This is a genomic window from Brevundimonas sp., from assembly GCF_013912065.1.
GTDB lineage: Bacteria > Pseudomonadota > Alphaproteobacteria > Caulobacterales > Caulobacteraceae > Brevundimonas.
Genome location: NZ_JACESA010000031.1, coordinates 1 through 21,332, shown reverse-complemented (window position 1 = coordinate 21,332; position 21,332 = coordinate 1). Strand labels below are relative to the sequence as shown.

Below are 21,332 nucleotides of genomic sequence, written 5' to 3'. Positions count from 1 at the left end.
CTGCTGGCCCGTCGCCGGTCGTCCGCGATTGTTGTTGGGCCGCGTCCCACCCCGACTCCGGCCCGTCCGGCGCCCAAGCGCGACGAGCCGAGCCTGGACCTGGACGCCCTGGCCGGACCGACGCGGCCCAACAACAATCGCGGACGACCGGCGACGGGCCAGCAGGGGGCGGGCAGCGCCTCTCAGGCGACCGGGCCGCAACTGGCGGCGCTGGCTGGCCAGGTTAACCCGCACTGGAACCTGAACTGCGATTTGCCGGGCATGGACGCGATGACTATTCGGGTGACGGTGCGACTGACCTCTGACGGTCAGATCGTCGGCTCGCCCCGGCTAGAACAGCCGCGGAATGACGCGACCTGGCGGGCGGCGTCCGACGCCATGCTGCGGGCGTTACGCGCGGCAGCGCCTTTTGACGTGCCGTCCGGCTTTCAGGCTCAGGAAGTGCCGTTCCGTTTTGAAACTGCACGAAAATGCGGAAATCGCTAAACATCCCGTGACGGATGTCTGACTAGACCGAATGTCGCCCCAATCGCCGGGAAGCTGGCGATTGTCATAACGTCCAGCGATAAGGACGAGACTGTCTTTCCAAGCGTGGGAGCAAAACATGCGTCTGAACCTACTTCTGGCTTCGGCCGCCGTTGCTGTCATGGCCGCACCGATGATGCACAGCCCGGTTCATGCTCAATCGGGCGCCCAGGGCGCGCCGATGCAGGATGTCGTCGTGGACGACGGCGTGCTGCGGCCGCTGCAGATCGCCATCGTGCCCTTCACCGGCGACCACGGGGCGGATATCTCGAACGTGGTCAGCGGCAATCTGCGGCGGTCGGGCTTCTTCGAGCCGCTGAACCCCGCCGGATTCATCGAGACCGGCCTGACACTGGCCAATGCCCCCAACTATCCGCAGTGGACCCAGATCGGGGCCCAGGCGGTGCTGTACGGGGCGGTCACGCCGCGCGCGGACAACCGGCTGGACGTCGGCTTCCGCCTGTACGACCCGTACCGCCAGTGCCAGCTGGTCAGCTATCAGTTCACCGCCACCCAGGAACAATGGCGCCGGATCGCGCACAAGATTTCGGACGTCATCTATCAGCGGATGACCGGCGAGAGCGGCTTCTTCGATTCCCGCGTGCTGTTCGTCTCGGAAGAGGGGACGCAGCTGAACCGGATCAACCGCCTGACCATCGCCGACCAGGACGGGTTCAACCCCACCTATCTGACCCAGGGCGACGAGGTGATCATGTCGCCGCGCTTCTCGACCTCGCGGCCCGATGAGATCACCTATGTGGCGCTGGGCAAGGATTACAGCCGGATCTATCTGCGCAACCTGACCACCGGCCGCACCGAGAGCCTGGGCGAGTTCGACGGCCAGGTGCTGGCGCCGCGCTTCTCGAACGACGGCAACAAGATCGCCTTCTCGATCATCCGCAACGGCAATACCGACATCTATGTGATGGATCTGCGCAGCCGGCAGCTGTCGCGCCTGACGTCGGATCCGGGCATCGACACCTCGCCGTCGTTCAGCCCGGACGGCGGCCAGATCGTGTTCAACTCGGACCGATCGGGCCAGGCGCGCCTGTATGTGATGCGGTCTGACGGCTCGGGCCAACGGCCGATCTCGCGCGGCGGCGGAACCTATACGGCGCCCTCGTGGAGCCCGACCGGAAACCTGATCGCCTTCACCAAGAGCGGGGGCGGACGGTTCTCGACCGGGGTGATGAACGCCGACGGATCGGGCGAGCGCATCCTGTCGTCCAGCTATTTCGAAGAGGGGCCGAACTGGGCTCCGAACGGCCGCTATGTGATGTTCGCGCGCCAGACGCGGGGCGGGGACACCCGGCTTTGGACCGTGGACCTGTCCGGGCGTGTGGTGGCCCAGGCGGGCTACAACGGGCGGGGCACCGACCCGGCCTGGTCGCCGCTGCTGGACGCGCCGCCGTCGAACCTGGGCTTCGGCCAAGGCCCCGACAGCTGCCCGGCCTGAGGTCCGGACGACATCGTTCGATCAAGCGGGAGCCATCCGGCTCAAGATTGTGTTATCGGGTCTGGCGCCCAAAATCCGCCCGAGGCAGAAACCAAGGCAAAGCTTGAGGCAGCCGTCCTCAACATACAGTTTCAGGAGACGACCCAATGAAGACGTCACGCATCATCACCCTGGCCATGGTCGGCTGCGCCGTCGCCGCCATGGCCGCCTGCGCCCGCAAGCCGGTCGAAGGCGCGGTTCCCGCCGCCCCGGCCGAGCCGACCGGTCCCGCCTATCCGACCGCGCCGACGTCTCCGGTCACCGGCGGCAACATGGGCGCCGCGGCCCCCGGCTCGGAACAGGACTTCGTCGTCAACGTCGGCGACCGGATCTATTTCGACCTGGACTCCTATGAAGTCCGTTCGGAAGCCATGCCGCGTCTGGACGCCCAGGCCCAGTGGCTGATGCGCTATCCGCAGGTCACCGTCCGTATCGAAGGCAACGCCGACGAGCGCGGCACCCGCGAGTACAACCTGGCCCTGGGCGCCCGCCGCGCCGAGGCCGTTCGCACCTATCTGATCAATCGCGGCATCCCGGCCGCCCGGATCGACACCATCAGCTACGGCAAGGAGCGCCCGATCGCCGAAGGGTCGACCGAGGACGCCTGGGCCCGCAACCGCAACGCCCACACCGCCATCGTCTCGGGCGCCCCGCGCTGAGGACGGCGGTCCGTCAGGACTGAAACGAACGGAGGCGTCGGCGCAGGCCGGCGCCTCCTTTTTTCTTTGGAGGCGGGAAGCCGTTGACGCCTTGCGGCGGCCCCAAATCGGTGGAACCTAGCGACCCATGATGTCCAAGCTCTCCTTCCTGCGCACGCGCGCCTTCACCGCCACGGCCGTCGGCCTGGTCCTGGTCGCCGGGGCGGCCGTCGCCCAGCAGGCGGCGCCGAACATCATGCAGCCGATCGAGTGGGACAAACGCCGGCTGGATCAGCTGGACCGCAACGTCCGCCGCCTCGAGCGCGCCCTCACCCAGCGCAACGCCGCCGGCGAGCCGGTGCTGGTCGAGACGGACCCCGAGGTGGTCACCCTGCAGAGCCAGTTCGGTCTGATGAACCAGCGGCTGGGCGACCTGGAGGCCACGGTGCGCCGGATCAACGGCGACAACGAACGGCTGACCTTCCAACTGGACGAGGCCCAGCGCGACAACACCGCCCTGCGCAACCGGCTGGTGGACGCCGAGGGACGGATCGAGAAGCTGGAGACGGCGGCCGAGCTGAACGCCCCGATCGAGGCCAATTCCCCGACCGGCGACGCGGGTCAGGATCTGGCCGCCGCCGTGCGGCTGATGGGCAGCGACCGGGCGCGCGGCGCGCGGGCGCTGGAGACCGTGATCGCCACCTGGCCCGACACGCCCCAGGCGCGCGAGGCCAATTCCCGCCTGGGCGACGTTCGGGTTTCGTCGAACGACAAGGCGGGGGCCGTGCCGTTTTACGCCGCCGCCCTGAAGGACTGGCCGCGCATCGGCTGGGCCGCCGACACGACGCTGAAACTGGCCGACGCCCTGTTCGCCACCGATCGCAAGACCCAGGGCTGCGCCGCCCTGGGCGAGTTCACGCGCCGCTACGCCCCTGCGGCCTCGGACGCCCAGAAGGCCCGCGCGACCCAGTTGCGCACCACGGGCGGGTGCAGCTGACACCCGACATCGGGGCGGACGAAACGGGCCTCGAGGGCCGGCTGTTTGCGCGGCTGGACCGGCGGCTGAGACGGGATGACGACCGGCCGGTGGTCCTGGCCCTGTCCGGGGGCGGGGATTCCGTCGCCCTGCTGCGGCTGGCGGCGGACTGGGCCGAGGCACGGGGGCGGCCGCTGCTGGCTCTGACCGTGGATCACAGGCTCAATCCCGACAGCGCCGCCTGGACCCGGTTCGCAGGCGAGGCGGCGCGGGCGTCGGGCGCCGACTGGCGCGCCCTGGCCTGGGACGGTGAAAAACCGAGCGTCGGGCTGACGGCGGCGGCGCGGGCGGCGCGGCATCGGCTGATCGCCGAGGCGGCGCGAGAGGCCGGGGCGCGGGTGGTCCTGTTCGCCCATACCGCCGACGACATCGCCGAAGCGGACCTGATGCGGGCCGAGGGCTCGACCCTGGGGCGGGTGCGCGAATGGTCGCCGTCGCCGGTCTGGCCCGAGGGGCGGGGGCTGATGCTGCTTCGGCCCCTGCTGGAGGAAAGACGCGAGACGCTGCGGGCCTGGCTGGCGGTCCAGGGCGCGGACTGGATCGAGGATCCCGCCAACGTCGATCCGCGCTTTGGCCGCAGCCGGGCGCGGCGCGCGCTGGCTGGGACGATGGGCGAGACGATGGGCGGGACGATTCCGGCGGCCGCGCGCGGGACGGACGAGGCCGTGGCGGGGGGAGGCGACATCGAGGTTGATGAGGACGAAGGGGCGGTCCGGGTCGCTCGCCCCGTGCGGGGGCGGGCGATGGCGGCGGCGCTGGTCTGCGTGGGGGGCGGGGCGACGCCGCCGCGCGGGGACCGGCTGGAACGGCTGGTCGAGCGGTTGCGGGCGGGCGAGGATTTCACCGCCGTCCTGTGCGGGGCGCGCGTGGAGGCCCGAGGCGAGGCGGTACTGATCCTGCGCGAGGCGGGCGAACTGGCGCGGCGCCCGCCGGCGCCTCTGGCGTTGCGGCCGGGGGTGGAGGCGGTTTGGGACGGACGGTTCGTGTTCAAGGCGCGCGAGGCCGGATGGTCCGTCGTTCCGGCGCGAGGGCGGCTGTCGAGCCTGTCGGAGGCGGATCGGCGCGTGATCCGTAGCCTGCCCCCGGCAGGGCGCGGCGCGGTTCCTGTCCTGGTCCGGGACGGCGAAACCGCCCCGGTTCTTGCAAGCCCGGAGGTGAAAAGGCGCGGTCTTGTCGCGGAACGGCTCAGGCTGGCCGTGGACGAAACGACGCACGAAGACGATCTGATTCATCCGCCCAATGGCGTAAAGCCACGGAAGCTCCTATTTTCCGTGACAGACAATCCAGACCGTGGGCTCAATCCGGGCAAACGGACGACCGAGGACTTCAATGAACCTGCGTAATCTGGCGATCACGGGCGTCATCATCCTGGCCCTTCTCGCAGCCTATGCCGCCGTGTCGCAAGGCGGGGCCATGACCGGAATGGCGACCCAGGGCGCCGCCGGCGCCGGCCGCCCCGAGACCATCACCTATTCCCAGCTGGTCCAGCGGGTCGAGGCGGGCGACATCAAGGAAGCCACCGTGCGCGGCGACCAGGTGACCGGCGTCTACAAGAACAACGGCCGCTTCACCGCCACCACCCCCTATCCGAACGAGCAGCTGGTCAACTCCATGCTGGGCGCCGGCGTCAACGTCGACGCCAAGACCACGCGCCAGTCGATCTGGATGAGCCTGCTGATGGGCATCCTGCCTATCGCGCTGCTGGTCGGGGTGTGGATCTTCTTCATGCGCCAGATGCAGGGCGGGGCGCGGGGCGCCATGGGCTTCGGCAAGTCCAAGGCCAAGCTGCTGACCGAGCACAAGGGCCGCAAGACCTTTGACGACGTCGCCGGCGTGGACGAGGCCAAGGACGAACTGCAGGAGGTCGTCGACTTCCTGAAGGATCCGGGCAAGTTCCAGCGCCTCGGCGGCAAGATCCCCAAGGGCGCCCTGCTGGTCGGCCCTCCCGGCACCGGCAAGACGCTGCTGGCCCGCGCCGTGGCGGGTGAAGCGGGCGTGCCCTTCTTCTCGATCTCGGGTTCGGACTTCGTGGAAATGTTCGTCGGCGTCGGCGCCAGCCGCGTGCGCGACATGTTCGAACAGGCCAAGAAGAACGCCCCCTGCATCATCTTCATCGACGAGATCGACGCCGTCGGTCGTCATCGCGGCGCCGGCCTGGGCGGCGGCAATGACGAGCGCGAACAGACGCTGAACCAGCTGCTGGTCGAGATGGACGGGTTCGAGGCCTCCGAGAACATCATCCTGATCGCCGCCACCAACCGTCCCGACGTGCTGGACCCGGCCCTGCTGCGTCCCGGCCGGTTCGACCGTCAGGTGGTGGTGCCGAACCCCGACGTCTCGGGCCGCGAGCGTATCCTGCGCGTCCATATGAAGGACGTGCCCCTGGCCGCCGACGTCAACGTCAAGACCATCGCGCGCGGCACGCCCGGCTTCTCGGGCGCCGACCTGGCCAATCTGGTCAATGAGGCGGCCCTGACGGCGGCGCGCAAGGATCGTCGCATGGTCACCCATCGCGACTTCGAGGACGCCAAGGACAAGGTGCTGATGGGCTCGGAGCGTCGCTCGATGGCGATGAACGAGGAAGAAAAGCGTCTGACCGCCTATCACGAGGCCGGTCACGCCATCGTCGCCATGAACGTCAAGATGGCCGATCCGGTGCACAAGGCCACCATCGTGCCGCGCGGCCGCGCCCTGGGCATGGTGATGCAACTGCCGGAAGGCGACCGCTATTCGATGAAATACCAGCAGATGATCGACCGGATCGCCATTATGGCCGGCGGCCGGGTGGCCGAGGAACTGATCTTCGGCAAGGAGAACATCACCTCGGGCGCGTCGTCGGACATCGAACAGGCGACCAAGCTGGCCCGCGCCATGGTCACCCGCTGGGGCTTCTCCGAGAAGCTGGGCACGGTGGCCTATGGCGAGAACCAGGAAGAGGTCTTCCTGGGCCATTCGGTTGCGCGCAGCCAGAACGTCTCGGAAGAGACGGCCCGGACCATCGACGAGGAGGTCCGCCGTCTGGTCTCCTCGGGCTGGGACGAGGCCCGCACCATCCTGACGACCAAGGCCGAGGACCACGAGAAACTGTCCCAGGCCCTGCTGGAATACGAAACCCTGTCGGGCGAGGAGATCAAGGACCTGCTGGAGAAGGGCGTCGCGCCGAACCGCGACGAGAACAACTTCCCTAACGCCGGGCCGTCGGTCTCGGTGCCGGTGACGCCGGTGTCGGACGGCACCGACATCGAGGTTCCGGTGTCGGCGCCTGCCCCCACGAGCGTGCCGACGGTGCACTGACGACGGGCGCTGCTCGCTGAAATGATGAAGATGGACCCGCCGGTGGAGTGATCCCCGGCGGGTTTTTCGTGGGCGGTGGGGCAAAGGGGCCTTAATGGCCTGCTGTGTGAACTAGTTTGCATTTTAGACTAGTCTGTGAGATATGACCTTATCCACAAGGGAGGGGTTCTCATGTCGGCATCCGAAATCGATCGTTCCGAGCGTCTTCACGGGCTCGACGCGCTGAGGGGCGGGGCCCTGCTGCTGGGGGTGGTGCTGCACGGCGCCATGTCCTTCTTTCCGACCCAGATCTGGATCGTCGCCGACGATCAGCGCTCGGTCTGGGCCAGCGGTCTGTTCTTCGTCATCCACCTGTTCCGCATGGCGACCTTCTTCCTGATCGCCGGCCTGTTCGCCCATATGATGCTGCAGCGTCGCGGCGTCGGCGGCTTTGTCATCAATCGGCTGATCCGGATCGCGGGGCCGCTGGTCGTGTTCTGGCCGCTGGCCATGGCGGGGATCATCGCCGTGGTGATCTGGATCGGCGTGCGGATGAACCTGACGGCCGCCGATGCGCCGCCGCCGCCGGCCTTCACCGTGGCGACTGTTCCGCTGACCCACCTGTGGTTCCTGTGGGTGCTGCTGATCTTCTATGCGGGTCTGCTGGTGTTGCGTCTGCCGTTCGCGGCGCTGGATCGTTCGGGAGGCTGGGGACGGGCGGTCGACCGGGTCACGGCGGGGCTGATCGGGCCGTGGGGACCGCTTGTTTTGGGCGCGCCGCTGGCCCTGGCCCTGTGGCTGCATCCGAACTGGATCGCCTTCTTCGGCGTGCCGACCCCGGATGCCGGCCTGATCCCCAATACGCCCGCCCTGGTCGGGTTTGGTGTGGCCTTCGGCTTCGGCGTGCTGCTGGACCGGCGGCGCGACCTGCTGGAGCGGATCAGGGGCTGGACCCCGGCCTATCTGGGTCTGGCCGTCGGCGCGGGCGCCGTGGCGATGATGACGGCGGGCGGGCCGACGCCGCAGCTGACGCCCCTGACCGATCCGCAGACGAAGGCCCTGGCGGCCGCCGCCTTCGGCCTGGGGGTCTATGCCTCGGTCTTCGCCGCCGTGGGTCTGGCCCTGACCTTCTTCTCCGGACACAGTCCCATAAGGCGCTATGTCGCCGACGCATCCTACTGGATCTATATCGTCCATCTGCCGCTGGTGATGGCCGCCCAGGTCTGGGTGCAGCATCTGGCCTGGCCCTGGCCGGTCAAGCTGGCGTTGGTTGTCGGCGGGGTGCTGGCCGTGGCGTTCGCCAGCTACGAACTGCTGATCCGGCACAGTTTCATGGGCCGATGGCTGAACGGTCGCCGGGTTCCGTGGCGGCGGGCGCCCGCGTCCGCCCTGTCCCCCGCCGAATAGCTTGCCAACCCCGGCCGCCGCGTCCATCCGAGGGACGCGCCCGCCGCAGAGGAATCATCGATGATCGACACGTCCCGCAGCACGCCCGAGGCCGACCTGGCCTTTCTCCGCTCCATCGTCCAGGGCGGGGGCGACCCTCGGGCCTCCCTGACCATGGGGGTGCTCTATCTGGCCAGCGGCATCCTGTATGGCCTGCAGTGCCTGGTCCACATCGGACAATCCTGGGGCGTGATCCGCTGGTCGGGTCCGGTCAGTCTGGTCTTCGTGACGGGGATCACCGTCGCCTTCCTGGTGGTGATGGTCTGGGCCATCCGCGAGGACCGCAAGAGGAACAAGGCCGGTCCCATCGCGACCCGGACCCTGAACGCGGCCTTCAGCGGCGCCGGCATGGCCAATCTGGCGATCATCATCGTCTTCGGCTTCGGCTCGGCGCGGGATCAGGATTTCGCCGTCTGGCTCTATTATCCGGCCATGATCTTCGCGCTTCAGTCGGCCGCCTGGTTCGTGGCCTGGAGCCTGAAGAAGAAGTCGTGGATGCTGGCCGCCTCGCTGGGCGGCTGGGCGACGGCGGTGGCCCTTGGCCTGCTGGTGCGCCAGCCGCTGATCTATCTGTATGTCGCCACCGCTGCCCTGTTCCTGCTGTTCGCCGGCCCCGGCTGGATCATCACGCGCGAGGCCCTGGCCAAGCGCGACGTCGATTCGGACGCCGGCTGATCCATGGGACTGCAAGATCTCGGACGGATCGACGAGGTGATTCACGGCCGCATGCGGCTGGGGATCATGGTCTATCTGGCCGACGCCGAGGCCGCCGACTTCACCGAGCTGAAGACGGTGCTGGAGGCGACCCAGGGCAATCTGTCGGTCCATCTGAAGAAGCTGGAGGAGGCGGGCTATGTCGCCATTTCCAAGAGCTTCGTGAACAACAAGCCCCTGACGCGCGCCGCGATCACGCCCGAGGGGCGCAAGGCCTTCGCGGCCTATCTGGAGGCGCTGGGCGGACTGATCGGGAGACCGGCATGACGGTTCGGGTCATGGGCATCGTCAATGTGACCCCGGACAGTTTCTCGGACGGGGGGCGATGGGCTTCGACCGAGGGGGCGGTGGAGCAGGCGCTGCGGCTGGTCGAACAGGGGGCGGCGGTGCTGGACGTCGGCGGGGAGAGCACCCGCCCCGGCGCCGATCCGGTGAGCGAGGCCGAGGAGATCGCGCGGACGGCGCCGGTGATCGCGGCCGTTCGCGCGCGCTGGGGCGGGGCGATCAGCATCGACACGATGAAGCCGGCCGTAGCCCGCGCCGCCGTCGCGGCCGGGGCGACGATGTGGAACGACGTGACGGCCCTGACGCACGCGCCCGACAGCCTGGCGGTCGCCGCCGACCTAGGGTGCGAGGTGGTGCTGATGCACATGAAGGGCGAGCCCCGGACGATGCAGGCCGATCCGCAGTATGAGGACGTGGCGGCCGAGGTGCGGGATTACCTGGCCGGGCGGGCCGAGGCGGCGATGGCGGCGGGCGTGGCGCGCGAGAAGATCTGGCTGGATCCCGGTATCGGCTTCGGCAAGACGGCGGCGCACAATATGACGCTGACGGCGCGGCTGGAGGTTCTGGTCGAAATGGGCTTCCCGGTGCTTTACGCCGCCAGTCGCAAGCGGACGATCCAGGCCATCGACCCCATGGCGGTCGAGGCGACCGACCGGCTGGGCGGCTCGCTGGCCCTGGCGCTGGAAGGGGCGCGGCGCGGGGCGCGGATGGTGCGGGTCCACGACGTGCGCGAGACGGTGCAGGCGTTGAAGGTCCAGGCGGCGGTGGCGGCCGGGGCGGAGATCAGGCCGCGTTGATCTGCCACGAGACGCCGAACCGGTCCTGCACCCAGCCGAAGCGACGCGAGAAGCCGTATTCGCCGGGCGGCATCAACGCCTGACCGCCCTCGCCCAGGGCCGACGCGAGGGCGTCGACCTGTTCGGGTTCGTCGACCGTCAGGAAGATCGAGAACGACGGGGTGAAGTCGAAGGCGTGCACCGGCGGCGAATCATTGGCCATGATCTCCAGCCCCGCCACCGACAGGCGCGCCATGGCCACGCCGCGCCCGTCCGGATGACGGTCGAGCGAAACCACCCGCGTGTCGGGCGCCGTCTCGGCATAGAAGTTCAGGGCCTCTTCGCAACGGCCCTGGAACATCAGAAAGGGAGCGGCGGTGGTCACGCCGCCGCCTCGACAGCCTCGATCCGGGCGGCGTAGGCGTCGCGCAGGGCGAACCAGCGGTCCCAGTCCCAGGGGTGCGGCACGCCCAGGGCGGCGTCGTCCAGACCCTCCATATGGTGCTGCCAGCCGGCCAGGACATTGCGACGCGAGTCCTTCCACGACTGGGGAATACGGTGGATCAGGGTCAGGCGTGTGCCGTCGCCGTCGGGCTCCAGCCGCCAGCAGACGACCGATTCCGGATTGCTGCCGAAAGTGTGTTCGAACCGGCTGAAGGGTTGGGCCAGCAGGACCTCGTTGGCCTGGGTGCGGACCTCGGGCCGGTCGGGCATGAACTCATGGTCCGGCTGGCGGAAGTTCAGCGTCATACGGCCGCCGGGAACCAGATCGATGTCGGCCTCGGCCAGCCAGCATCTCAGCCCCTCGGGCGTGGTCAGGGCCTTCCAGACGCGCTCGGGCGAATGGCGCAGGCGGCGTTCGAAACGCACCTCCCAGCCGCCGTCGATCTCGGTCAGCTGACCCTGGTCGTCGCGGGAAAGGATGTCGGTCATTGGGGAAACTCCTTGTCGAGATGGGCCTCGAGCGCATCGAGGCGGTCGGTCCAGAAGCGGCGATAGGGGGCCAGCCAGGCGTCGAGCTCGGCCAGGGGGGCGGGGTTCAGGCTGTAGAGGCGGCGGTTGGCGTCCTTGCGCACCGAGACCAGGCCGGCGTCGCGCAGGACGGACAGATGTTTCGACACCGTCGGCTGGCCGATGGGCAGGGCGTCGACGAAATCGCCGGCAGGCCGCTCGCCGTCCGCCAGCATGGCGACGATGGCCATGCGGTGCGGCTCGGACAGAGCCAGAAGGGGGGCTTGGAGGGCGGGGTTCATAAAGATCGCCTATCAGCAATATTGCCATATAGCAATATATTGAATCGACGGCCCGCTTGCCCCGGAGGGCGGCTTGTCCCATCTGGACGCCATGTCCTGGGTGATGTCGATCAATCCGTGGGCGACGCTGGTCGTCGCCGGTCTGCTGGAAGTGCTGTGGGCGTCCGGTCTGAAGAATGTCGGGCTTCAGCGGCCGTTGACGTCGCTGGGGGTGCTGGCGGCGCTGGCGGCCAGCATGATCCTGTTGTGGGTGGCGACGCAGAAGCTGCCGATCGGCACGGCCTATGCGGTCTGGACCGGGATCGGGGCGGTGGGCGCGGCCCTGGTCGGGATCGTCGTCTATGGCGAGCCGGCGACCGCGGTGCGGGCGGTCTGCATCCTGCTGATCGTCGCGGGGATCGTCGGGCTGAAACTGTTCTCGGGAGCCCACGCATGAGCGTGCTTCATCAGGGCCGTGTGTTGATCCTGGCAGGGTCGGATTCGGGCGGCGGCGCCGGGGTTCAGGCCGACATCAAGGCCGTGACGATGATGGGCGGCTTCGCCGCGACCGCGATCACGGCGATCACGGTGCAGAACACCCTGGGCGTTCACGGGGTCCATCCGCTGCCGCTGGCGCTGATCGCGGCCCAGGCGCGGGCGGTGCTGGAGGATATCGGCACGGACGCCTTCAAGACCGGCATGCTGGGTTCGGTCGAGGTGGTGGAGACGGTCGCCGCCCTGCTGGACGAGGCCGACGCCCCGGCCGTGGTCGATCCGGTCATGGTCGCCAAGGGGGGGCATCCCCTGCTGCCGGATGCGGCGGTGGAGGCGGTGAAGGCGCTGATGATCCCGCGCGCGACCCTGCTGACGCCCAATGCGCCCGAGGCCGAGGCCCTGACCGGGTTCTCCGTCCACGACCTGGACGGCCAGAGGCGGGCGGGCGAGGCGCTGCTGGCCATGGGGGCCAAGGCCGTGCTGATGAAGGGCGGTCATGTCGACGGGCCGATGGTGGTTGATCTGCTGATGACCGTGGACGGCGAGACGGTGCTGGAGGCCGAACGGATCGACACCCGCCACACCCACGGCACCGGCTGCACTCTGGCGAGCGCGTGTGCGGCGGGCCTGGCCCTGGGGCGGCCGCTGGAGGTCGCGGTGGCCGAGGCCTGGGCCTATGTCGGCGAGGCCATCCGGCGCGCGCCGGGCCTGGGTGGCGGGCACGGGCCGCTGGATCACGGATGGCCGGTGCGGGGCTAGGGGCGAATGGCGTGGCGCTGAAACAGGGCGCCATTTGTTCCATTTCCCGTAAGTCCATGGGTTGAAAGCGAAAATTTCCATGGCGCAATGGCGCTGTGTCACGTGGCGACTTCTATGGCGTCTGGCGATGTCAAAGACCGAGCCGCCATTATAAGCGGGCCGGAAAGGGCGCCGGGCATTTCGCCGAATAAATCTGCAAGTCTTTGAACTGCTGAAGCCTTGTCTCGAAAATTGTGCGCGTAAGGGCCGGTCGGCGGTCGGCGGTCGGCGGTCGGGATGACGGGTGTAGGGTGGCGCGCATCTGGGGATGAAAGCGGGCGACGTCTCCCGTTGATCGGACGGGGAGGCTAAGGGTGGGCAATGAGCGACGCCCTGATCCCCCAATCGGCTGAAAGACTGATCGACATCATCCGCGCCGATCCCGGCCTGATGCACGTCTTGCGGACGGTGCGGGGGCTGGACCTGCCCGACTGGCGGCTGGTGTCGGGGGCCGTCTATCAGGCGGTGTGGAACGCGAAGACGGGCCGGCCGGCGGGATACGGGATCAAGGATTACGACCTGGCCTATTTCGACGGATCGGACCTGTCCTATGAGGCCGAGGATGTCGTGATCAAACAGGTCGCGGCCGCCTTCGACGAGCCGTTCCGCGGCCAGGTCGAGGTCCGCAACCAGGCGCGGGTGCATCTGTGGTTCCAGAATCGGTTCGGGGAGCCCTACGAGCCCTTGCACTCGACCGACGAGGCCCTGGGGCGGTTCGTGGCGCCGACCTTCGCGGTGGGGGTGCGGCTGGAGGCGGACGACGCGATCACCGTGGCGGCGCCCTTCGGGCTGGAGGATGTGTTCGCCATGACGGTGCGGCCCAATCCGAACCGACCGTTGGCCAAGGGGTGGGCCAAGACCGTCGAAAATGCGAGAGGGCGGTGGCCGGAGTTGACGGTGGTTCAGGTGTAAGTGAGCCTAGATCGTTCAGGCTTCTGAAGCTGGTTCAATGTCCAAGTTTTCGCTCCCAACTCCTCAAAGCTTGGGTCGAAGCTGATCCCCGACGCCAGCAGGTCAAACTCGTCGTCGATTCCATAGAAGACATCGAGCACCCCGTCATAGCCGGGAAGATCGTGAAACTCCGATGCGAGCAGCATGCCTTCTCTCGCCTGTTCTTGAGGGTCTGCGCCGTTCTCGATAGCCAGGACGATCTGGGATCGAATGATATGCAACAGACGCGGCTTGTTGGTAGGGTCGACGGACAACTCTCGCAGAATGGCGTCAACGAGCGGTTCGGTTTCGTTCCACTCTTCATCACGCAGGATGGCGAGAGCGACCACGGAGTCGGACGTCAGTCCAAGCGCCAGAAGGTCGTCCGCCCAGCGACGCTCGACGTCGATGCCTAGAATGCCTTTTGTGCGATTGCGGATGACAAATCTCGCCCAGGGCGACTGCAACGCGGGAAGGAGATCCACTTCGACCATAACGCCAGTTAACGGCGGGATGGTCTGGCGCACAACAAGAGTTCTAACGCTAGCTGGAGCTTGACGTCGGTCATAGGCCATCCATCGTTGGACCGTCGCCGTATCACCCCCATGACCCTGACCGACATCCTCATTCTGCTGGGACTGAATCTGGCCCTGATCGTCGCTGTGATGCTGGGCCTGTGGCTGGTGGCGTTACGGCTGAAGGACGTCAGCTTCATCGATGCGGTCTGGCCGCTGGGCATGTTGCTGCTGGCGCTGGCGACCCTGCCGCGCACCGAGGGCGATCCGGCGCGCAAGGCGCTGCTGGTCGGGTTGTGCGCGGTCTGGGCGCTGCGGCTGGGGCTTCATCTGTTCCGGCGCTGGCGGGCCAGCGGGGCGGATGGGCGGTATGTGCAGATCGTCGAGGATCAGGAGCGGAACAAGGGCTGGTCGTTCGGCAAGACGGCGCTGTTGTTCGTGTTCCTGCCCCAGGCGGTGCTGGCCTGGCTGACGTCTCTGCCGGTGCAGATGGGGCAGGTCGCAGCACAGCCCCTGAGCGTGATCGCCGGGGTCGGGGCGGTGCTGGCGGTGGTCGGGATCGTGTTCGAGAGCGTCGGCGACGCTCAGTTGGCGGCGTTCAAGCGCGATCCGGCCAACAAGGGCAAGGTGCTGGATACCGGCCTGTGGCGCTATACGCGGCACCCGAACTATTTCGGCGACGCCTGCGTCTGGTGGGGGCTGTGGCTGATCGCGGCGGAGACGGGCGTGGGCCTGTGGTCGATCGCGGGGCCGATCTTCCTGACCTTCACCCTGACGCGGTGGTCGGGGATCGGGATTACGGAGAAGGCGACCCATTCGTCGCGGCCGGGCTATGGCGACTATGTCAAGCGGACCAGCGCCTTCGTGCCGTGGCCGCCGAAGACATAGGGCCTTCCCAGCATCGTCATCCTCCGGTCAGGCCCGAGGATGACGGCGAGGAATGATCCTCGGGGCAGCCCCGAGGATCACGCCAGGCGCCGACCTTAGTTGGTCGTCGGGGTGTTGTGGGTGGTCATGCCGCCGTCGGGGTTGCCGCCCTGTTGTTCGATCTGGTCGGCCTTGCGGTCGGCGTTTTCCTCGACCTGATCGGCGCGGCGGTTCAGGGCGTCTTCCTGAGCGTCGGTCGGGGCGGCGTCTGCCTGGGCTTCCAGCTGGTCGGCGCGGGCTTCGCCCTGGGCCTCGACGGCGTCGGCCTGATTTTCGGCGGCGCGGTCGGCGGCGCTTTCACCGCAGGCGGCGACGCCCGACAGGACGAACAGCGAGGCGGCGGCGATGGCGATCTTTTTCATGACATTTCCTTCCGAAGTTGAGCGGAGGAAACGTCACGGCGGCGCTGGGGTTCACGCCGCCGTGAGCTTTTCGTGAGGATCAGCCCTCGGCTTCGGCGAAGGCGACGCGGGCGGCGCCCAGAAGGGCGGCGTGTTTGTGCATGATCACCTTGGTCGGAATATCGGCCATATAATCCTTGAACCGACCCTTGCGCTCGAACCTCTGGCGGAACGGGCTGGCCTTGATGAAGGGCAGGATGCGGGGGACGATGCCGCCGGCGATATAGACGCCGCCGCGCGCGCCGGTGGTCAGGGCGATGTCGCCGGCGACCGCGCCCAGGATGGCGCAGAAACGGGCCAGGGTCGCTCCGCACGGGCTGTTCGGATCGGCCATCGCCGTTTCGGTGATCTGGGCCGGGTCGTCGATATGGGTCTCGCGGCCGTCGATCTCGGCCAGGGCGCGGTGCATGTTCAAGAGGCCGGGGCCGCAGATCAGGCGTTCGATGGACACGCGGTCATAGCGGCGGCGCAGGATGCGCAGGATCTCGTCCTCGACCGGATCGCCGGGGGGGAAACAGGCGTGGCCGCCCTCGGACGGCATGGCCATCTCCTTGCCGTGGGCGTCGCGCACCAGGGCCGAGACGCCGAAGCCGGTGCCCGGACCCAGGACGGCCACGGTGCAGTGGGGATCGCCGTCGACGGGACCGCCCAGGCTTTCCAGCTGGTCTTCCGGCACCACGGGGGCGCCCCAGGCCAGGGCCTCGAAGTCGTTGATCAGCTTGACCGGCTTCAGACCCAGGGTCTGAAGCTCGGCCTCGGACACCTGCCAGGGCGAGTTGGTCAGGTCGATGGCGCCGTCGGTGACCGGGCCGGCCACGGCGATGACACCGCCGGTCGGCTTGACCTCGCAGCCGTCGATGAAGGCGGCGACCCCCTTCAGGAAGGTGGGATAGCGTTCGGCCGGGAAGCTTTCGTGATGGTCCAGCACGGGCTTGCCGTCGACCATGCGGGCCACGGCGAAGCGAGCATTGGTGCCGCCGACGTCACCGACGAGGAGGGTCTTGTCATTCATGAGGCGTTTCCTGGGTCGGTGCGGAGGGTCAGGCGTCCACGGTCCGGTCGACGAAGTTGGGATCGAACGCACTGTCCGTATTCGATTGGGCGCCGATCGGGAAGGCGAAGCAGACGGTGGCTCCCTCTTCCGCTGTGGTGACGACGTGGCGGAAGGCGCCGAACAGTTCGCGGCCATAGCCCCAGGCCGAGCCGGCGGCGTTGGCGGCGGAGCGGTCGGCGAGGGGGCGGTCGGTCAGGCCGTCGACGCCGACGGTGGTCAGAACCCCGGCCTCGGCGTCCAGACGGATGACATCCCCGTCCTTGACGTGGGCCAGGGGGCCGCCGGCGAGAGCCTCGGGCGAGACGTGGATGGCGGCGGGGGTCTTGCCGCTGGCGCCCGACATGCGGCCGTCGGTGACGAAGGCGACCTTGAACCCCTTGTCCTGGATGACCGACAGGGCCGGGGACAGGCTGTGCAGTTCGGGCATGCCGTTGGCCTTGGGCCCCTGGAAGCGTAGGACCACGACGACGTCGCGGAACAGTTTGCCGTCCTTGAAGGCTTGCAGCGCGTCTTCCTGGGTCTCGAAGACGGCGGCGGGGGCCTCGACGATGCGGTTCTCGGGCTTGACCGCCGAGACCTTGATGACCGCGCGGCCCAGGTCGCCCTTGACCAGACGCAGGCCGCCGTCCTTCTGGAACGGATCGGAGGCGGGACGCAGGATGTCGAGATCCAGGCTTTCCTTGACCCCGTCGCGCCAGACCAGTTGGCCGTCGACCATCGACGGCTCCTGGAAATAGGCCTGGATGCCTGGTCCCATGATGGTCGTGACGTCCGCGTGGATATGGCCGTGCTCGGCCAGTTCGCGGGCCACGAAGGCGACGCCGCCGGCGGCCTGGAAGGCGTTCACATCGGCCGAGCCGTTCGGATAGACGCGCGCCAGGAGGGGGGTGACGGAAGACAGCTCGTCCATGTCGGTCCAGTCGATCAGCACGCCCGCCGCCCGCGCCATGGCGACCAGATGGATGGCGTGGTTGGTCGAACCGCCGGTGGCCAGCAGGGCGACGATCATGTTGACGATGGACTTCTCGTCGATGACGTCGGCCATGCGGCTCTCGCCGCTGCGCGCCAGTTCGACGGCGCGCTGGGCCGCCGCCGCCGTCAGGGCGTCGCGCAGGCCGGTGTCGGGGTGGACGAAGGCGGTAGAGGGCATGTGTAATCCGCCCAGCTCCATCATCATCTGATTGGAGTTGGCCGTGCCGTAGAAGGTGCAGGTGCCGGGGGAGTGATAGGAGCCGATCTCGCTTTCAAGCAGGGTGTGACGATCGACCTTGTTCTGGGCGTACTCTGCGCGGACCCGGGCCTTTTCCGCATTCGGAATACCGGACGGCATCGGACCGGCGGGGGCGAAGACGACGGGCAGGTGGCCGAAGGCCAGGGCGCCCATGAACAGGCCGGGCACGATCTTGTCGCAGACCCCCAGCATCATGGCCGCGTCGAAGGCGTCGTGGGTCAGGGCCACGCCGGCGGACATGGCGATGACGTCGCGGCTGAACAGCGACAGCTCCATGCCGGGGCGGCCTTGCGTGACGCCGTCGCACATGGCGGGGGTGCCGCCGGCGACCTGGGCCGTGGCGCCGACCTGACGCACGGCCTCGCGCACCACGCCGGGGAAGCGTTCGAACGGCTGGTGGGCCGACAGCATGTCGTTATAGGCGGTGACGACGCCGATATTGGGCTTGGAGCCGTCCATCGCCGTCAGTTTGTCGGCGATGGTCTGGCCGGCGAAGGCGTGGGCCCAGTTGGCGCAGGACAGTTTAGCGCGGCCGGCGCCCGAGTTTGCGGCGGCGTCCATACGGCGCAGATAGTCGGCCCGGGTGGCGCGGCTTTTTTCGACGATGCGGGCGGTGACCGCGGCGACCGTGGGGTTAAGGGCCATGTCAGCCTTCCTCCGTCCACAGAACTTCAAGGGGAACGCCGGCGGCGATAAGCGCGGCGATGGGCTGGATCTTGGGATCGCCCTGGGCCTGTTCCTCGAACACCCGACGCTTGGCGGCGCCCTTCAGGCCCAGGATCACCCGGCCGGCGGACATCAGATAGGGCAGGTTGATCGACAGGCGCTCGATCGTCGGCGCCCGGCCGTCGCGGCCGTGGGGCACGCCCAGGACGGTCGGTTTCAGCGTCGGGGTCAGCAGGGTCTTCAGGGTGGGGCTGTCAGGGAACATGGAGCAGATATGGCCATCCTCCCCCATGCCGAGAAGGACCGCGTCGAAACGACCGCCCTCGGCCGCCAGGGCGTGGGCGGCGACGGCGGCGGCGCGGTCGACCGTGACCTCGGGCGTGTAGAGGGGGATGAAGCGGCCGGCGGCGGCCTTGTCCTGCAACAGGACGTCGCGGATCAGGCGGGCGTTGGACTCGGGCGAGGTCTCGGGGACATAGCGCTCGTCGACCAGGGTCACGGCGATGTTCGACCAGCCCAGGTCCGTCGCGGCGAGGCGGCGATAGACCGGGGCGGGTGTCGTGCCGCCGGGGCCGGCGAAGAAGGCCCGGCCGTTGTCGCGGACGGCGGCGCTCAGGGTTTCGCTCAGGCGGGCGGCGATGGCCTCGGCCCAGGCGTCGATGGTGGGGAAGGCTTCGATCACGGGCGTCTCAGACATTGGTCGTGTTCCAGTCGCGGCCGGTGCGCATCATCAGCATGTCGGCGCTGTCGGGGCCCCAGGTGCCGGCGACATATTCGTCGGGCTTGAGGCCGGACTCGGCCCAGGCCTCGGCCACCTCGTCGACCCATTTCCAGGCCTGTTCCGCCTCGTCGCGGCGGACGAACAGGGTGGATTCGCCGGCCATGGCGTCCAGCAGCAGACGCTCATAGGCGATGCGGCGACGCGGCGGGGCGGCGGACTTGCCGTCGACGCCCCAGGACAGGCTCATGGTGATGGGCTGGAGCTGCATCCGCTTGTCCAGGCCCGGCCGCTTGTTCATCACCGTCAGCGAGATGTCTTCCTCGGGCTGAAGCTCGATGATCATGCGGTTGGCCGGCGCCTCGCCCTCGTCATTGTCGAAGATCGAGTGGGGGACCGGCTTGAACTGGATGACGATCTCGGTGCGCTTCTCGGGCAGGCGTTTGCCGGTCCGCATGAAGAAGGGCACCCCGGCCCAGCGCCAGTTGTCGATGTCGGCGCGGATGGCGACGAAGGTCTCGGTGTCGGAATCCTCGCCGCGCTCCTCGTCATAGCCCTTGACCGGCTTGCCGTCGGAGACGCCCGCCACATACTGGCCGCGCACTGTGACGCGCTCGGCCTCCTCGTGGGTGATGGGGCGCAGGGACCGCAGCACCTTGACCTTTTCGTTGCGCAGCGATTCCGGATCCAGGTCCGACGGCGGCTCCATGGCCACCAGGCACAGCAGCTGGAGCATGTGGTTCTGGAGCATGTCGCGCAATGCTCCGTACTCGTCGTAATAAGGCCAGCGGTCGCCGACCCCGACGGTCTCGCCGATGGTGATCTGGACGTGGTCGATCGTCAGATTGTTCCACAGCGGCTCGAAGATGGTGTTGCCGAAGCGAAGCGCCGTCAGGTTCTGGACCGTCTCCTTGCCCAGATAGTGGTCGATGCGGAACACCTGGTCCTCGCGGAAGGCGTGGGCCACGGCGTCGTCGATCTCGCGGAAGGACTTGAGGTCGCGACCGACCGGCTTTTCCAGCACGATGCGGCAGTTGCGCTCGGCCAGGCCCGCCGTCTTCATCGCGGTGACGATGCGGCCATACAGCGACGGCGAAACGGCGAGGAAGGAGGTGACCTCGCCGTCGCCGACCTTGTCCTTCAGAGGCTTCAGGCTTTCCGGGTCGGTCGCGTCCACGGCCAGATAGTCGAGGCGAGCCTTCATCCTGGCCCAGGCGTGGTCGTCCCAGGCGTGGTCGGCCTCGGCCTTGGCCTTCACCGCGTCGTGGACCTTGGCGACATATTCCTCGGCCGTTTCGTCAGAGCGGGCGGCGCCGATGATCTTCAGGTCTTCCGGGAGCAGACCGTCGTGTTCGAGGAAATAGAGCGACGGCAACAGCATCCGCATCGCCAGATCGCCGCCGCCGCCGAACAGAATGAGAGCCGCCATGCTTTTCCCCTGAACGATCCCGTCGTGCGGAATCTTTCGCCTTTATGGTCTGGGCGTCGCTTTGCCCGCTTCCGCCCGTGACGCCAACACGTCGAGGACATCCTGAAACACCATGTTACGGGCGTGGAGAAGCACCAAGAGGTGATAGATCAAATCCGCAGCCTCGCTGGCGAGTTCCTCGTCAGGGCCTGCGACCCCTGCGAGGGCGGTCTCGACGCCTTCTTCGCCGACCTTCTGGGCGATCCGTTTGGGGCCTTCGGCGATCAGTCTGGCGGTCCAGCTTTCCGACGGATCGGCGGCGGCGCGTTCGGCTATGGTTCGTTCCAGCCGGGCGATCCGGCCCAGGCCGGGCGCGTCGGCCGCGCCGAAACAGCTGGTCCGGTGCAGGTGGCAGGCGTCGCCGACGGGGTTGACCGACAGGACCAGGGCGTCGCTGTCGCAGTCGGCGGTCATGCCCACGACGTGCAGCCGGTCGCCCGAGGTCTCGCCCTTCCTCCAGCGGCCGCCGCGCGAGCGCGAGAAGAAGGTGGCTTCGCCCGACTCGATGGTCTCGTCCAGGGCGGCGCGGTCCATATAGGCGAGCGTCAGAACCTGAAGCGTGGACGCGTCCTGCACGACCACGGGGATCAGGCCGTTTCCTTTTTCGAAGTCGATGGTGTCGGGGTCGATCATGGAATCCTCTCCTCAAAAATCCTCCCCCTCTGGGGGAGGATTTTTGAGGAGAGGATTCCATGATCGACCCCGACAC

The 21,332-nt window shown here is 68.0% G+C and carries 23 protein-coding genes and 1 pseudogene; 14 read left to right on the top strand and 10 right to left on the bottom strand.

Annotation, left to right across the window (positions count from 1 at the left end; all coding sequences use genetic code 11):
- The 10 genes and pseudogenes from H2037_RS16380 to folP form a co-directional block, all read left to right on the top strand.
- Positions 1 to 486: pseudogene (locus H2037_RS16380) on the top strand (hypothetical protein); the annotation flags it as partial.
- A gap of 118 nt (positions 487 to 604) precedes the next feature.
- A complete protein-coding gene (gene tolB / locus H2037_RS16375; protein WP_292124102.1) occupies positions 605 to 1,981 on the top strand; it encodes a Tol-Pal system beta propeller repeat protein TolB in 1,377 nt (458 codons plus the stop codon).
- A 146-nt stretch (positions 1,982 to 2,127) separates the two neighbouring features.
- The gene (gene pal, locus H2037_RS16370) at positions 2,128 to 2,679 is read left to right on the top strand and encodes a peptidoglycan-associated lipoprotein Pal (RefSeq protein ID WP_292124100.1); all 552 of its coding nucleotides are present in this window, start codon (positions 2,128 to 2,130) and stop codon (positions 2,677 to 2,679) included.
- A gap of 127 nt (positions 2,680 to 2,806) precedes the next feature.
- Complete coding sequence (locus tag H2037_RS16365; protein ID WP_292124097.1) at positions 2,807 to 3,655, top strand: tol-pal system protein; 849 nt, start codon at positions 2,807 to 2,809, stop codon at positions 3,653 to 3,655.
- Positions 3,646 to 5,037: a tRNA lysidine(34) synthetase TilS gene (gene tilS / locus H2037_RS16360; protein WP_292124095.1), complete on the top strand. Its 1,392-nt coding sequence runs from the start codon at positions 3,646 to 3,648 to the stop codon at positions 5,035 to 5,037. Before H2037_RS16365 ends, tilS begins: the two co-directional genes overlap by 10 nt.
- Entirely contained in the window at positions 5,024 to 6,988 is a 1,965-nt protein-coding gene (gene ftsH, locus H2037_RS16355; RefSeq protein ID WP_292124093.1) for an ATP-dependent zinc metalloprotease FtsH, read from the top strand. Before tilS ends, ftsH begins: the two co-directional genes overlap by 14 nt.
- Positions 6,989 to 7,159: 171 nt before the next feature.
- On the top strand, positions 7,160 to 8,374 hold the full coding sequence (locus H2037_RS16350) for an acyltransferase family protein (protein ID WP_292124091.1): 1,215 nt from the start codon (positions 7,160 to 7,162) through the stop codon (positions 8,372 to 8,374).
- A gap of 60 nt (positions 8,375 to 8,434) precedes the next feature.
- The gene (locus H2037_RS16345; protein ID WP_292124089.1) at positions 8,435 to 9,088 is read left to right on the top strand and encodes a hypothetical protein; all 654 of its coding nucleotides are present in this window, start codon (positions 8,435 to 8,437) and stop codon (positions 9,086 to 9,088) included.
- 3 nt (positions 9,089 to 9,091) lie between these two features.
- Positions 9,092 to 9,394 (top strand): transcriptional regulator, encoded by a 303-nt coding sequence (locus tag H2037_RS16340; RefSeq protein WP_292124087.1) that lies wholly within the window; start codon positions 9,092 to 9,094, stop codon positions 9,392 to 9,394.
- Positions 9,391 to 10,209, top strand: coding sequence for a dihydropteroate synthase (gene folP, locus H2037_RS16335; RefSeq protein WP_292124085.1), 819 nt, complete (start codon positions 9,391 to 9,393; stop codon positions 10,207 to 10,209). The genes H2037_RS16340 and folP overlap by 4 nt, the downstream gene beginning before the upstream one ends.
- Here folP and H2037_RS16330 read toward each other — a convergent pair.
- Genes H2037_RS16330 through H2037_RS16320 form a run of 3 tightly spaced genes read right to left on the bottom strand, consistent with a single transcriptional unit; the run spans position 10,196 to position 11,441 of the window.
- Positions 10,196 to 10,573 carry a VOC family protein gene (locus H2037_RS16330; protein ID WP_292124083.1) on the bottom strand — a complete coding sequence of 126 codons (378 nt, stop codon included), beginning with the start codon at positions 10,571 to 10,573 and terminating at the stop codon, positions 10,196 to 10,198. The two genes, folP and H2037_RS16330, sit on opposite strands and share 14 nt — an antisense overlap.
- On the bottom strand, positions 10,570 to 11,121 hold the full coding sequence (locus H2037_RS16325) for an SRPBCC family protein (protein WP_292124081.1): 552 nt from the start codon (positions 11,119 to 11,121) through the stop codon (positions 10,570 to 10,572). Before H2037_RS16325 ends, H2037_RS16330 begins: the two co-directional genes overlap by 4 nt.
- On the bottom strand, positions 11,118 to 11,441 hold the full coding sequence (locus H2037_RS16320) for a metalloregulator ArsR/SmtB family transcription factor (RefSeq protein ID WP_292124079.1): 324 nt from the start codon (positions 11,439 to 11,441) through the stop codon (positions 11,118 to 11,120). The genes H2037_RS16325 and H2037_RS16320 overlap by 4 nt, the downstream gene beginning before the upstream one ends.
- Positions 11,442 to 11,532: 91 nt before the next feature.
- On the opposite strand from H2037_RS16320, the gene H2037_RS16315 reads away from it, so the two are divergent.
- From H2037_RS16315 to H2037_RS16305, 3 genes are all read left to right on the top strand, one after another.
- Positions 11,533 to 11,877 carry a multidrug efflux SMR transporter gene (locus H2037_RS16315; protein WP_292124104.1) on the top strand — a complete coding sequence of 115 codons (345 nt, stop codon included), beginning with the start codon at positions 11,533 to 11,535 and terminating at the stop codon, positions 11,875 to 11,877.
- The gene (gene thiD / locus H2037_RS16310) at positions 11,874 to 12,674 is read left to right on the top strand and encodes a bifunctional hydroxymethylpyrimidine kinase/phosphomethylpyrimidine kinase (protein WP_292124077.1); all 801 of its coding nucleotides are present in this window, start codon (positions 11,874 to 11,876) and stop codon (positions 12,672 to 12,674) included. The genes H2037_RS16315 and thiD overlap by 4 nt, the downstream gene beginning before the upstream one ends.
- A 360-nt stretch (positions 12,675 to 13,034) precedes the next feature.
- Positions 13,035 to 13,625, top strand: coding sequence for a nucleotidyltransferase family protein (locus H2037_RS16305; protein WP_292124075.1), 591 nt, complete (start codon positions 13,035 to 13,037; stop codon positions 13,623 to 13,625).
- Here the strand turns inward: H2037_RS16305 and H2037_RS16300 are convergent.
- Complete coding sequence (locus H2037_RS16300) at positions 13,616 to 14,170, bottom strand: hypothetical protein (RefSeq protein WP_292124073.1); 555 nt, start codon at positions 14,168 to 14,170, stop codon at positions 13,616 to 13,618. The genes H2037_RS16305 and H2037_RS16300 overlap by 10 nt on opposite strands.
- Positions 14,171 to 14,224: 54 nt before the next feature.
- On the opposite strand from H2037_RS16300, the gene H2037_RS16295 reads away from it, so the two are divergent.
- Complete coding sequence (locus tag H2037_RS16295; RefSeq protein ID WP_292124071.1) at positions 14,225 to 15,046, top strand: DUF1295 domain-containing protein; 822 nt, start codon at positions 14,225 to 14,227, stop codon at positions 15,044 to 15,046.
- A gap of 95 nt (positions 15,047 to 15,141) precedes the next feature.
- Here the strand turns inward: H2037_RS16295 and H2037_RS16290 are convergent, their stop codons facing one another.
- The 6 genes from H2037_RS16290 to hisIE form a co-directional block, all read right to left on the bottom strand.
- On the bottom strand, positions 15,142 to 15,447 hold the full coding sequence (locus H2037_RS16290) for a hypothetical protein (protein WP_292124069.1): 306 nt from the start codon (positions 15,445 to 15,447) through the stop codon (positions 15,142 to 15,144).
- 79 nt (positions 15,448 to 15,526) lie between these two features.
- Positions 15,527 to 16,498, bottom strand: coding sequence for a glucokinase (gene glk, locus H2037_RS16285; protein ID WP_292124068.1), 972 nt, complete (start codon positions 16,496 to 16,498; stop codon positions 15,527 to 15,529).
- A 28-nt stretch (positions 16,499 to 16,526) separates the two neighbouring features.
- Positions 16,527 to 18,416 carry a phosphogluconate dehydratase gene (gene edd, locus H2037_RS16280; protein ID WP_292124066.1) on the bottom strand — a complete coding sequence of 630 codons (1,890 nt, stop codon included), beginning with the start codon at positions 18,414 to 18,416 and terminating at the stop codon, positions 16,527 to 16,529.
- 1 nt (position 18,417) lies between these two features.
- On the bottom strand, positions 18,418 to 19,134 hold the full coding sequence (gene pgl / locus H2037_RS16275; RefSeq protein ID WP_292124064.1) for a 6-phosphogluconolactonase: 717 nt from the start codon (positions 19,132 to 19,134) through the stop codon (positions 18,418 to 18,420).
- Positions 19,127 to 20,584 (bottom strand): glucose-6-phosphate dehydrogenase, encoded by a 1,458-nt coding sequence (zwf, locus tag H2037_RS16270; protein ID WP_292124062.1) that lies wholly within the window; start codon positions 20,582 to 20,584, stop codon positions 19,127 to 19,129. Before zwf ends, pgl begins: the two co-directional genes overlap by 8 nt.
- Positions 20,585 to 20,626: 42 nt before the next feature.
- A complete protein-coding gene (gene hisIE, locus H2037_RS16265; RefSeq protein ID WP_292124060.1) occupies positions 20,627 to 21,256 on the bottom strand; it encodes a bifunctional phosphoribosyl-AMP cyclohydrolase/phosphoribosyl-ATP diphosphatase HisIE in 630 nt (209 codons plus the stop codon).
- Between the last annotated feature and the right edge of the window lie 76 nt (positions 21,257 to 21,332).